Origin of the sequence: Bacillus sp. FSL K6-3176 (genome assembly GCF_038003325.1) — a bacterium.
Lineage (GTDB): Bacteria > Bacillota > Bacilli > Bacillales > Bacillaceae > Bacillus > Bacillus altitudinis.
On record NZ_JBBOOX010000001.1, the window covers coordinates 1,604,295 to 1,616,962 of the forward strand.

Consider the following 12,668-nt stretch of genomic DNA (forward strand, 5'->3'; position numbering starts at 1 on the left):
AGGAAAATAAATGTTACGCTCACTTTACTCAGGAATTAGTGGAATGAAAAACTTCCAATCAAAATTAGATGTTGTAGCCAACAACGTAGCCAACGTCAACACACACGGATACAAAAAAAGCCGTATCACGTTTAAAGATATGGTCAGCCAAACCATTGGAAGTTCTGGTGGGCCAACGAACAACTCTGGTTCAATCAACTCAAAGCAAATTGGTTTAGGGTCATCTTTATCTTCAATCGATAAAATCATGTCAGCGGGATCTTCTCAAAATACAAATGAACCTTACGACTTCTATATCAATGGAGATGGGTTTTTCCGTATTGAAGTTCAAGGAGAAGTTCTTTATACAAGAACAGGAAATTTCGACACTGATTCAGAGGGAAGCTTAGTCACCCCTGATGGAAATTATCTACTTGGAATGAATGGACAAAAGATAACGATTCCAGACGGTGTTTCAAGTGTAAGTGTTGGTCCAGATGGAACGATTTCGGTTGTTGAAAACAATGTATCAAGAACCGTTGGTCAAATATCACTCGTATCTTTCCGTAACGCAGGAGGGCTAGACAAAGTTGGTGACAACCTTTACCGCCAAACGTTAAGCTCAGGTGCTCCAAGTAATCCAATCGTACCAGGTGAACAAGGAACGGGCGTCGTCCAAACAGGTAAACTTGAAATGTCAAACGTTGATTTAACAGATGAGTTTACAGAAATGATTATCGCACAGCGTGGATTCCAATCGAATGCAAAGACGATCACAACATCTGATGAAATTCTGCAAGAACTTGTGAATCTGAAACGATAGGAGGTAGGAGGAGCGGTTTATCGCTTCTCTGCTTAATATGATTGAAGTGACAAGATTAAATGGCAAAGGATTTATGCTCAACGCTCTCCATATCGAGCAAATCGAAAGCTTTCCAGACACGACCATTACACTCGCCAATGGAAAGAAATTCGTTGTGAAAGAAGATGAAGAGCAGCTTCAGGAGAAAATCATTTCTTTCTATAGAAAAATCCAAGTCATTTCATTGAATCAAGGAATAGAGGAGTTTGAATGAAGAAGAAATTAGTCGTAGTAATGCTAATCATGATTATTGCTATCGTCGGAATTGGAGCAGGTATTGTCTTTCTGGTGAATGGGTCAGACGAAGCAAAAGCAGAAAAAGAGCCAACAGCAGATGAAGTCGTAAAAGCTTCTGTTGAAATTCCTGAGATTGTGACCAATTTAAAATCTGAAGGAAATGCGGTTAAACTTGTACTAAATATTGAAACAGATTCAGAAAAAGCCAAAGAAGAGCTTGAAAAAAGAAGCTTCCAAGTGAAAGATGCCGTGATTGACATTTTATCAGACACGAATGCAGATGAACTTGATGGCAAAAAAGGCAGAGAACATTTTAAAACACAGGTCAAAAACAAAGTGAATAACTATTTGCAAGATGGCAAGGTGAAAGAAGTTTATATAACCTCCTTTAATCTGCAATAGAGGCGATTAATTGACACGATGGAGGTGAAGAAATGTCAGGAGAAGTGCTTTCCCAGAATGAGATCGACGCATTATTATCCGCCATATCAACAGGCGAAATGGATGCAGAAGAGCTGAAAAAAGAAGAAACGACGAAAAAAGTGAAAGTGTATGACTTTAAACGTGCACTGCGCTTTTCAAAAGACCAGATTCGAAGTTTAACAAGAATTCATGATAACTTCGCTAGACTGCTTACCACACACTTTTCAGCGCAGCTAAGATCATATATTCAAATTTCTGTCAGCTCGGTTGACCAAGTGCCATATGAAGAATTTATTCGTTCGATTCCTAATATGACATTATTAAACTTATTTTACGTCAGCCCGCTTGAAGGAAGAATCATGCTTGAAGTGAACCCAACGATTGGCTATGCCATGATGGATAGGCTGATGGGTGGGATTGGCATTAGTCATAATAAGACAGAATCACTGACAGAAATCGAAACAAAGATTATCTCAAACATGTTTGAGGGAGCTTTGGAAAACTACAGAGAAGCGTGGCAGTCCATAACCGACATCGAGCCAGAAATGGCAGATTTCGAGGTAAATCCCCAGTTTGTTCAAATGGTGTCACCAAACGAAACAGTTGTCGTCATTTCTCTTAATACACAAATTGGTGAGGTAAGCGGGGTTATTAACCTCTGTATTCCTCACGTAGTATTAGAGCCTATTATTCCGAAGCTGTCTGTACACTACTGGATGCAATCGGAACGAAATGAACCGAAACAAGAAGAAACAAAGGCCATTGAAAAACGGATTATGACGGCGAAAATACCGGTAGTCGCAGAGCTTGGACAATCGGAAATGACGGTGGAAGAGTTTTTGAATTTGGAAATTGGTGATTGTATTGCCTTGGACAAACCAGTAAATGCGCCTCTTACTGTTATGGTCGGAAATAAACCGAAATTCTTGGGACAGGCCGGCCGCGTGAATCGGAAACAGGCGATTCAAATTCTAGATCACGACATAAGAGGTGAAGAAGATGGAGAATAACGGAAGTAAATTATCACAAGATGAAATCGATGCGCTCCTTAAAGGAGGCAGCAATGACGATATAGAGCCTGATACACTCCTTTCTGCAATGGAACAAGATGCCATTGGGGAAATCGGAAATATATCATTTGGAAGCTCTGCAACAGCACTTTCAACCCTATTAAGTCAAAAAGTGGAGATTACAACTCCAACTGTCACAGTGATTCAAAAAAGCAAGCTGAATGAGGAATTTCCTCATCCGTATGTCGCAATTGAAGTGAATTATACGGAAGGCTTCAGCGCTAGTAACCTGCTTGTCATCCAACAAACCGATGCGGCAGTCATTGCGGATTTAATGATGGGCGGAGATGGAACAAATGCTGACCCGTCGTTAAGTGAAATTCACTTAAGTGCAGTACAAGAAGCGATGAACCAAATGATGGGTTCAGCCGCGACGTCCATGTCAACAGTCTTTAATAAAAAGATTGATATTTCTCCGCCTCGCGTTGAGCTGCTTGATGTGAAAGAAGGAGAAGGCACAGACCGCATTCCAGCTGAAGAGATGCTTGTCAAAGTGTCCTTTAGATTAACAATAGGTGAACTCATAGATTCAAATATTATGCAGCTTTACCCTATTACGTTTGCGAAAGATTTGATTGCAGAATTAACAGACCCAGCGGAAGAAGAGCCGGTTCAAGAAGCACCTCAGAGTGCACCTGAACCACAGCAGGCTGCTCCGCAAGCACAATCTGCTCCTATGCAGCAATCGGCACCGCCGAAAAGACAGGCGAAGCCAAAGCCAGCAGAACCTGTCAATGTGGCGCCAGTTGAATTTGAGGCATTTAGTGAGCCTCAGCATACAACAAGTCAGCTCGGTAATCTTGATATGCTGATGGATATTCCACTTTCCATTACAGTGGAGCTTGGAAGAACGCAGCGCAGTGTGAAAGAAGTACTTGAACTTTCCGCTGGAAGTATCATTGAACTGGACAAACTTGCAGGTGAGCCAGTCGACATTCTGGTCAACAAACGAATCGTCGCCAAAGGAGAAGTTGTTGTCATTGATGAGAACTTTGGTGTACGTGTGACTGACATTTTAAGTCAGTCTGAAAGACTTTCTAATTTAAAATAAACAAACATATAGGGAGAGAATAAGTAAATGGCTACTAAGGTATTAATCGTAGATGATGCAGCATTCATGAGAATGATGATTAAGGATATTCTTGTAAAAAATGGATTTGATGTAGTAGGAGAAGCAGAAAACGGCGCACAAGCTGTTGAAAAATATAAAGAAACATCTCCTGATCTAGTCACAATGGATATCACAATGCCAGAAATGGACGGGATCACAGCATTAAAAGAAATTAAACAAATCGATGCTTCTGCAAAAATCATTATGTGCTCAGCGATGGGACAACAATCAATGGTTATTGATGCCATTCAAGCAGGTGCAAAAGACTTTATCGTGAAGCCATTCCAGGCAGACCGTGTACTTGAAGCAATTAATAAAACGTTAGGCTAAAAAAGGGTGTAAGACTTGTTGAAAAAACGTTTGATATGTATAGCAATGATCAGTTTTATGCTTTTCTTGACAGCGGAGCCCGCCTCACTGTTTGCTGAAACAAAAGATCCTGAAAATGGCACAGTGAATGACTGGCTCAAAGATGAGAAAGAAAGCAAAAAGGATACAGAAAAGAAAACCACTGACAATCAAACGAATCCGGCAGAAGAAGTTCCCTCTTCTTCTGTCTCCATTATGGATTTTGTCAAAATGATTGGTGCCTTACTTTTTGTCATCCTGCTCATTTACGGATTGGTGAGATTTGTTGGAAAGCAAAACCGCTTACTCAAGCCATTTCGCTATGTTGAAAATATTGGCGGAACGACGGTTGGTCAAAATCGTTCAGTTCAGCTGATCAAAGTGGGCAAACGAGTATTAGTTGTCGGCGTAGCAGACTCAATCCAGCTGCTAAAAGAAATCGATGATGAACAAGAATGTGAAGCGATTGTGAAACAATACGAAGAAGCGATGGAAAGTAAGACTGACTTACCGAAAATGATGCAAAAATTAACATCGCAAGTGAAGAAACACGATCAGCCGACCACTTCTTCTTTTTCAGCCAATTTAAAGGCGCAGCTAGCCGAATTGAAAAAGACCCAATCAGAAGTCAGAAAGAAAGGCCCGAAACAAAATGAATGAGTTTATCGATTTATTTAATTCCAGTGGCGCAGGAAATATTAGCACATCTGTCCGTCTTCTTTTATTGTTAACTGTATTTTCAGTTGCACCAGGCATTCTGATTTTAATGACCTGTTTTACACGGATTGTGATTGTTCTTTCGTTCGTTAGAACATCACTTGCAACCAACTCAATGCCGCCAAACCAAGTGCTTGTAGGACTTGCTTTGTTTCTCACATTTTTTATTATGGCACCCACGTTCTCAGAGATTAATAAAGAGGCACTCACGCCGCTGTTAAATGATGATATTACGTTAAATCAGGCCTATGAAAAAGCCGAAGTGCCAATTAAAGAGTTTATGAGTAAACATACGAGACAGAAAGATTTGGCTTTATTTCTTAGTTACGCAAAAATGGATACCCCTGAATCGATTAAAGATATTCCCTTAACGGCGATGGTACCAGCATTTGCAATTTCAGAATTAAAGACGGCATTTCAAATTGGTTTTATGATTTTTATTCCATTTTTAATTATTGACATGGTGGTCGCAAGTGTCCTGATGTCGATGGGGATGATGATGCTTCCGCCGGTTATGATATCGCTCCCTTTCAAAATATTGTTATTTGTATTAGTTGATGGATGGTATTTGATTGTTAAATCTTTGCTGCAAAGCTTTTAGAGTAGGTGCTTAAAACATGAGTTCAGAATTTGTCATTACGATGGCTGAAAGATCAGTGTATGTTGTATTACTTGTCAGCGGGCCGCTTCTAGCGCTCGCACTAATCGTGGGACTAATTGTCAGTGTGTTTCAGGCGACAACCCAAATCCAAGAACAGACGCTTGCGTTCATTCCAAAAATTGTTGCAGTGCTCATTGGACTTGTTGTGTTTGGTCCGTGGATGCTTTCAACAATTGTGTCATTTACTACAGAGCTGTTCTCGAATTTAGATCGATTTGCAGGTTAATCAGAGATGTCAATCATAGAATTATTTCCTGCCTTTCTTCTCGTTTTCATTCGGATCACCGCTTTTTTTGTGACAGTGCCGCTATTAGCGCATCGAACGATACCAGCGGTTCACAGAGTTGGTTTTTCACTGTTTTTGGCTGTCATTAGTTTTAGCACCATTAAAGAACCGCCAGCACTCGATATCGACGGTCTTTACATGATGCTTGCCGTGAAAGAAGCAATGGTCGGACTTCTTCTTGGACTGATTGCATATATCATGGTGTCCGCAGTTCAAATTGCCGGCTCATTCATCGATTTTCAAATGGGTTTTGCGATCGCCAATATTATTGATCCACAAACAGGGGCGCAAACGCCGCTGATGGGGCAGTTTTTTTATACGGTGACCTTGCTGCTGATGCTGGCAACAAATGCTCATCATTTGCTGCTTGATGGAATCTATTACAGTTTTCAATATATTCAAGTTGATCAGTATGCGCTGAACTTCGGCAGTGAATCCTTTGCTTACTTTATTGCAAAGAGCTTCAACCAAATGTTCATCATAGCCTTTCAAATCTCAGCACCTGTTGTGGCTAGTTTGTTTTTAGTCGATTTGGCATTAGGAATTGTGGCACGTACAGTTCCGCAAATGAACGTATTTGTCGTTGGACTTCCCATTAAAATGGGCGTGAGTTTTATTATGATCATCATTTGTATGGGTGTCATCTTCGGGGTCGTCCAAAATACATTCGAAACGATTGTGCTCACCATGAGGAATTTCTTAGCATTGGTCGGTGGTTCGTCATGACGACAAGACTTAGACTCGACTTGCAATTTTTCGCAGGTGAAAAAACAGAAAAAGCAACACCGAAAAAAAGACGGGATTCACGTAAAAAAGGGCAGGTTGCCAAAAGTACCGACGTCAATACAGCCATCTCATTTCTACTAATCTTTTTATCATTCTTTTTTATTGGGCCTTTTATGAAAGAGCGTATTATTGCGCTCATTGAACGTTTTTATTCAACAACGATGCTAATGAAGGTTAGCACATCTAATATTCACCAGTTATTCTTGGAATTGCTTCAAGAGACAGGTCTCCTCCTCATGCCAATTCTTGGTGTTGGGATGCTGGCAGGGATCATCAGTAACTATTTACAAGTTGGATTTCTCTTTTCAACTGAAGTGATCAAGCCCAAATTAGAAAAGCTTGATCCAATCAAAGGGTTTAAACGAATATACAGTATTCGAGCACTCGTTGAGCTATTAAAATCCATTTTGAAAATTGGTTTAATTGGTTTTGCGACATTTATTGCACTTTGGATGCACTTTGACGATATCCTGAGGCTTCCTTTATTAACAGCAGAGGAAACTCTTCATTTCGTGGCAAATATGACCTTGATTATGGGTCTATATGCAGCAGGTGCTCTCATGGTCTTAGCAGGGCTTGATTATATGTATCAGAAATTTGATTATGAAAAAAACTTACGGATGTCTAAACAAGACATCAAAGATGAGTATAAAAAATCAGAGGGTGACCCGCTCATAAAATCAAAAATTAAACAGCGGCAAAGGGAAATGGCCATGAGACGGATGATGCAGGAAGTCCCAAAAGCGGACGTCATCATTACAAACCCGACCCACTACGCAATTGCCTTGAAATATGACGAAGAAAAGATGGACGCGCCGTTTGTTGTGGCAAAGGGAACAGATATTTTGGCTTTGAAAATTAGAACAATTGCGAAAGAACATGATGTTATGACTGTAGAGAACCGGCCGCTCGCCCGCGCCCTCTACGACCAAGTGGATATCAACCAAGCGGTGCCGGAAGAATATTTTAAGGCGATCGCAGAAATTTTGGCTTACGTATATAAAACGAAACAAAAGATTTTATGAATTTTTGGTTTTAAAAGGAGAGAACAGGCATGTCAGCAAGAGATTTATCTGTTTTATTCAGTGTTATTTTAATCGTGGCGATGCTGGTCATACCGTTTCCGCCCGTCCTATTAAGTATTTTAATTATTATTAATATTTCTCTTGCGCTTATCGTGCTTCTCACCACAATGAACATGCAAGAACCACTGCAATTTTCCATTTTTCCGTCTTTGCTTTTGCTCTTAACACTGTTTCGTTTAGGGCTTAACATCTCTACAACCCGTTCTATTTTATCAACTGGAGATGCTGGTAAGGTTGTAGAAACGTTTGGATCATTTGTTGTTGGGGGCAATATACTCGTTGGTCTGGTTGTCTTCCTTATTCTGATCATCATTCAGTTTATTGTCATCACCAAAGGGGCAGAGCGTGTATCAGAGGTTGCGGCCAGATTTACACTCGACGCGATGCCAGGTAAACAAATGAGTATTGACGCAGATTTGAATGCAGGAATGCTGACAGAAAGTGAAGCTAGAAACCGCCGTGAAAAAGTAGCAAGAGAAGCAGACTTTTATGGTGCGATGGATGGTGCAAGTAAGTTCGTTAAAGGGGATGCCATCGCAGGTATTATCATCGTTATTATCAATATTATTTTTGGCATCATTATTGGGATGATTCAGCAAGGAATGTCAATTCAAGAATCAGCTTCCCACTTTACTCTTTTAACAGTAGGGGACGGAATTGTTTCGCAGATCCCTGCACTTCTTATTTCAACAGCGACAGGGATTGTTGTCACGAGAGCGGCTTCTAACGGAAACCTTGGTTCAGACATTACGGGTCAGCTCTTTGCCTTCCCTGCCATGCTTTACGTCACAGCAGGTACGATCTTCCTGCTTGGATTGTTTACGCCAATTGGCGTACTTTTGACAGGGCCGATCGCAGGTTTACTTGCACTCGGTGCGTACATGATGTCGAAAAACAAACAGGATCAAGAAGAGATTGAAGAAGTACTGGAAGAACAGGCAGAGGTAGAAGAGATGAAAAGTCCAGAAAGCGTCATTCATCTCCTGCAAATGGATGCCATTGAATTTGAATTTGGCTACGGGTTGATCCCGCTTGCAGATGCCAATCAAGGCGGAGACCTGCTAGACCGAATTGTCATGATCAGAAGGCAGCTTGCTCTTGAACTAGGTCTTGTCATTCCAGTTGTCCGTATTCGAGACAACATTGCGCTGAACCCGAATGAATACAGGCTCAAAATAAAAGGGAACGAAGTGGCAAAAGGAGAGCTGCTGCTCGATCATTACTTAGCGATGTCTCCAACGCCTGATGATGATCCGATTGAAGGAATTGAAACAATCGAACCATCCTTTGGTCTGCCGGCAAAATGGATATCAGAAGCAGAAAAAGATCAGGCTGAAATGCTTGGGTATACAGTGGTCGATCCAGCATCTGTTGTGTCTACCCACATCACAGAGAAGATTAGACAAAATACCCATGAGCTGCTTGGACGCCAAGAAACGAAGCAATTAATCGATCATCTGAAAGAAAGTTATCCAGTTCTAGTAGATGAGGTAACACCGAATCCACTAGCAGTCGGAGATATCCAAAAAGTACTTGCAAAACTTCTGAAAGAAAAGGTCTCCATTCGAAACCTTGTGACCATTTTTGAGACCCTTGCAGACTACGGAAAATTAACGACTGATACAGACTTGCTAACAGAGTATGTTAGACAGGCACTTGCAAGACAGATTACTGCACAGTATGCAAGAGAAAATGAATCACTGAAAGTCGTGACATGCTCAGGCCGAGTCGAAAAGGTGATTGCAGATAGCGTGCAGCAAACAGAGCATGGGAACTACTTATCGTTAGATCCAGAATCCTCTGAAAGTGTGATTCAATCAGTGGCGAGAGAAATTGAACAGCTTTCGCTTCGTCAGGAAACGCCGGTTCTATTATGCTCACCTCCTATAAGAATGTACGTCAAACAGTTGTTAGAAAGATATTTCCCAGATTTACCGGTACTATCTTATAACGAACTAGAAGCAAATGTGGAAGTACAGAGCATCGGAGTGGTGGATATCTAATGAAAATGAAAAAAATCACAGCGAATTCTATGCAGGAGGCAACGATTCAAATCAGGCAGCAGCTTGGGAAAGATGCCGTCATATTAAATTCGAAAACCGTTGTCAAACGAAAGCTGTTCGGTTTAAAGAAACAGCAAATGGTCGAAGTGATTGCAGTGCTGGATCAAGATTTTGAAGAAAGAGCCGGTAAAGGATTACAACCAGCAGCTGCGCCTATCCCGGTGTTACCGAAAAAGGAGCAGACTGAACACCTTACACAAGAGCTGCCGGCTGCTGCTCAAGCAGTCAAAGCAGCGCCTTCTCATTCTCAGCCTATAGAATATGCAAGAAACGAACGCCATGCCGGGATCTTGCCGGATTCTCTCATGAAAATGGATCAAAAGCTAAAGGATCAAGGTCTTGATACTGAGATTCGAGATGAGTGCTTAAAGGGTCTTTTAACAAAAGGTGCTGTAAAAGAAGAGCAGATTGAAAAAGAACTTGAAAAACTACTCACAGGGATGCTTCCGGCTCACACTTCTGATGAGCCGATGATTCGTTCGAAATACATTGTGTTGTTTGGTTCAACTGGTGCTGGTAAAACGACAACGATTGCAAAGCTGGCTGCGAAAACGGCTATTCAGCAGCAAAAGAAAATTGCTTTTATCACAACAGATACGTACCGGATTGCAGCGATTGAACAACTAAAAACATATGCTGAACTGCTGAATGCACCTCTTGAGGTTTGTTATTCAAGAGAGGACTTTGTGAAAGCACAGCAGACCTTTAAAGACTATGATCATATTTTCATCGATACAGCAGGCCGTAACTTTAAAGAAGAGGCGTACATCAAAGAGCTGACAGATATCATTCCATTTGATGAAAGCATTCAAAGTTTTCTCGTCATGAGTGCGACATCCAAATATCAAGATATGAAAGCCATGGTCAAACGTTTTGAACACGTTCCAATCGATCAATTTATTTTTACAAAAGTTGATGAAACAGACACGATGGGAACGATCTTTCAAATCATTGCAGAATCTCAAATCGGGCTCGGGTTTTTAACAAATGGTCAAAATGTACCTGAGGATATTCTTGAGAGTTCCCCCCTTGATTTGACAAGGATGGTCTTACAATGATGAAGCCTGACCAAGCCGAAGGTTTAAGAAAGCTTGTTCAGCAGAATCAACTGATTGTACCGAACTCTCTTCATGCGAATGGACAAGCGAAAACCATTGCTGTCATGAGCGGTAAAGGCGGAGTAGGTAAATCGAATTTGACGCTGAATATGGCACTGTCTATCGCAAGTACGGGCAAGCAAGTGCTCATCATCGACCTCGACTTTGGCATGGGGAATATTGATATTTTACTAGGGAAAACATCGACCAGCTCTATATTAGACGTGCTTGTTAGAAAAAAATCCTTCCAAGCGGCTATGACAAAAGGAACGGACAATCTGTATTACATTTCTGGCGGAAGCGGGCTTGAACAGCTGTTTTCTTTAGACAAAGATCAATGGTCGTTCTTTTTAGAAGAGATGGAGAAAATATTGAATGACTTTGATTGTATATTCTTTGATATGGGTGCAGGCTTGTCAAAAGATCAACTCCCATTTGTTTTATCGGCAGGAGAAGTGGTCGTTGTGACAACGCCAGAACCAACATCCATCATGGATGCCTACAGCGCAATTAAGCACTTAGCCATTCATCAGTTTGAACAGTCTGTTCAAATCATTGTCAACCGGTGTAAAACCCCGTCAGAAGGGTCTGAAACGTACCGGAAATTAGCAGGAGTGGTGACGTCATTTCTACACCGAAAGCTTGTATTTGCTGGTGCGGTACCTGATGATCCTGCTGTTCCTAAAGCAGTCACTGAACAAATGCCATTTTATATGAAGCAGCCTCATTCAAGGCTAAGTAAAACCATTAAAATGCTGGCTGAAACGCTTTATCATCAGCAGATAAGAGAGGCACAGAGAGAGCAGCATACGTTTATAGATAAGTTGTCCTCTTTTTTTAAAAGGAGGAAGGTGGACTCATGATTAGAGTGCTTGTAGTAGATGACTCGGCTTTTATGAGAAAACTCATCAGTGATTTCCTAAGTGCCGAGCAAGAAATTGAAGTCGTCGGAACGGCGCGAAATGGAGAAGATGCCTTAAAACGGATTAAGGAATTGAATCCAGATGTTGTCACACTTGATGTGGAAATGCCTGTTCTAAATGGAACAGAAGCATTAAAACAAATTCTGGCTGAACACGACCTTGCTGTGATTATGGTGTCAAGCCAGACGAAGCAAGGGAAGGAATTAACCATCCATTGCTTAGAACTCGGTGCTTTTGACTTTGTGACAAAGCCTTCAGGAAGTATTTCGCTCGATTTACACAAAGTAAGAGGTCAAATTGTAGAGCGGGTACTTGCGGCAGGCCTGTCCAGAAAACGTACTGAGAAACAAGTTTCTCCTAAGCCGTTCATGAAGCCGCCAAGTCCAATTCCAGCGGCCGCTCCCCGCCTGCAAGAAGTAAGAAGCGGCTCATCACTCCGAAAGATTATTTCAATCGGAACATCTACGGGAGGGCCTAGGGCGCTTCAACGAGTCGTCACGAAGCTGCCAAAAGACATAGAGGCGCCGATTTTGATTGTGCAGCATATGCCGGCAGGATTTACGGCATCGCTGGCTACTAGATTAGATCATTTATCACAAATTACGATCAAAGAAGCTCAAGATGGAGACATCGCTAAAAATGGAGTGGCTTACATAGCTCCTGGTGGATTGAATATGTCACTTCATGAACAAGGGGCAGCTTTAGTGATCAGGCTGTCCCCAGAAGACACTGACAGCCGTCACAAACCTTCTGTTAACTATTTATTTGAATCCATCAGCAACATAAAAGGTTACGAGAAAATCGCTGTCATTATGACAGGAATGGGTAGTGACGGCACAGAAGGTGTCAAAAAAATGGTCGCAAGTGGTCATACAAAAGTCATTGCAGAAAAAGAAGAATCATGTGTTGTTTTCGGAATGCCTAAATCAGTCATTAAAGCAGGCCTTGCACATGAAACAAGGCATGTGGATGACATCGCACATGCAATTATAAGCTCCATGAAAAAAGAGAGGGCGTGAA

The 12,668-nt window shown here is 41.4% G+C and carries 15 protein-coding genes; all 15 read left to right on the forward strand.

Features of this window, described 5'->3' with window-relative positions; genetic code table 11:
- Positions 1–10 precede the first annotated feature (10 nt).
- The 15 genes from flgG to MHB38_RS08390 are packed head-to-tail and all read left to right on the forward strand — an operon-like array spanning position 11 to position 12,667.
- Entirely contained in the window at positions 11–802 is a 792-nt protein-coding gene (flgG, locus tag MHB38_RS08320; RefSeq protein WP_017359086.1) for a flagellar basal body rod protein FlgG, read from the forward strand.
- Between the two features lie 37 nt (positions 803–839).
- Entirely contained in the window at positions 840–1,055 is a 216-nt protein-coding gene (locus MHB38_RS08325) for a flagellar FlbD family protein (protein WP_008344794.1), read from the forward strand.
- Positions 1,052–1,480 carry a flagellar basal body-associated protein FliL gene (gene fliL, locus MHB38_RS08330; protein ID WP_007499592.1) on the forward strand — a complete coding sequence of 143 codons (429 nt, stop codon included), beginning with the start codon at positions 1,052–1,054 and terminating at the stop codon, positions 1,478–1,480. Before MHB38_RS08325 ends, fliL begins: the two co-directional genes overlap by 4 nt.
- 32 nt (positions 1,481–1,512) lie before the next feature.
- Positions 1,513–2,511, forward strand: coding sequence for a flagellar motor switch protein FliM (gene fliM, locus MHB38_RS08335; protein ID WP_008354483.1), 999 nt, complete (start codon positions 1,513–1,515; stop codon positions 2,509–2,511).
- Positions 2,501–3,622 carry a flagellar motor switch phosphatase FliY gene (gene fliY, locus MHB38_RS08340; protein ID WP_007499588.1) on the forward strand — a complete coding sequence of 374 codons (1,122 nt, stop codon included), beginning with the start codon at positions 2,501–2,503 and terminating at the stop codon, positions 3,620–3,622. The genes fliM and fliY overlap by 11 nt, the downstream gene beginning before the upstream one ends.
- Before the next feature lie 27 nt (positions 3,623–3,649).
- Entirely contained in the window at positions 3,650–4,012 is a 363-nt protein-coding gene (locus MHB38_RS08345; RefSeq protein WP_007499584.1) for a response regulator, read from the forward strand.
- Positions 4,013–4,030: 18 nt separating this feature from the next.
- A complete protein-coding gene (gene fliZ, locus MHB38_RS08350) occupies positions 4,031–4,690 on the forward strand; it encodes a flagella biosynthesis regulatory protein FliZ (RefSeq protein WP_144740250.1) in 660 nt (219 codons plus the stop codon).
- Entirely contained in the window at positions 4,683–5,348 is a 666-nt protein-coding gene (gene fliP, locus MHB38_RS08355; RefSeq protein ID WP_007499580.1) for a flagellar type III secretion system pore protein FliP, read from the forward strand. The genes fliZ and fliP overlap by 8 nt, the downstream gene beginning before the upstream one ends.
- Positions 5,349–5,364: 16 nt before the next feature.
- A complete protein-coding gene (gene fliQ, locus MHB38_RS08360; protein ID WP_003211206.1) occupies positions 5,365–5,634 on the forward strand; it encodes a flagellar biosynthesis protein FliQ in 270 nt (89 codons plus the stop codon).
- Positions 5,635–5,640: 6 nt separating this feature from the next.
- Positions 5,641–6,420: a flagellar biosynthetic protein FliR gene (gene fliR / locus MHB38_RS08365; RefSeq protein ID WP_007499578.1), complete on the forward strand. Its 780-nt coding sequence runs from the start codon at positions 5,641–5,643 to the stop codon at positions 6,418–6,420.
- Positions 6,417–7,505: a flagellar biosynthesis protein FlhB gene (gene flhB, locus MHB38_RS08370; RefSeq protein WP_144740247.1), complete on the forward strand. Its 1,089-nt coding sequence runs from the start codon at positions 6,417–6,419 to the stop codon at positions 7,503–7,505. Before fliR ends, flhB begins: the two co-directional genes overlap by 4 nt.
- Before the next feature lie 29 nt (positions 7,506–7,534).
- A complete protein-coding gene (flhA, locus tag MHB38_RS08375) occupies positions 7,535–9,568 on the forward strand; it encodes a flagellar biosynthesis protein FlhA (RefSeq protein WP_035392063.1) in 2,034 nt (677 codons plus the stop codon).
- Positions 9,568–10,686: a flagellar biosynthesis protein FlhF gene (gene flhF, locus MHB38_RS08380; RefSeq protein ID WP_144740244.1), complete on the forward strand. Its 1,119-nt coding sequence runs from the start codon at positions 9,568–9,570 to the stop codon at positions 10,684–10,686. The genes flhA and flhF overlap by 1 nt, the downstream gene beginning before the upstream one ends.
- Complete coding sequence (locus tag MHB38_RS08385; RefSeq protein WP_144740241.1) at positions 10,683–11,588, forward strand: MinD/ParA family protein; 906 nt, start codon at positions 10,683–10,685, stop codon at positions 11,586–11,588. The genes flhF and MHB38_RS08385 overlap by 4 nt, the downstream gene beginning before the upstream one ends.
- A complete protein-coding gene (locus MHB38_RS08390) occupies positions 11,585–12,667 on the forward strand; it encodes a protein-glutamate methylesterase/protein-glutamine glutaminase (protein WP_008344775.1) in 1,083 nt (360 codons plus the stop codon). The genes MHB38_RS08385 and MHB38_RS08390 overlap by 4 nt, the downstream gene beginning before the upstream one ends.
- Position 12,668 lies beyond the last annotated feature (1 nt).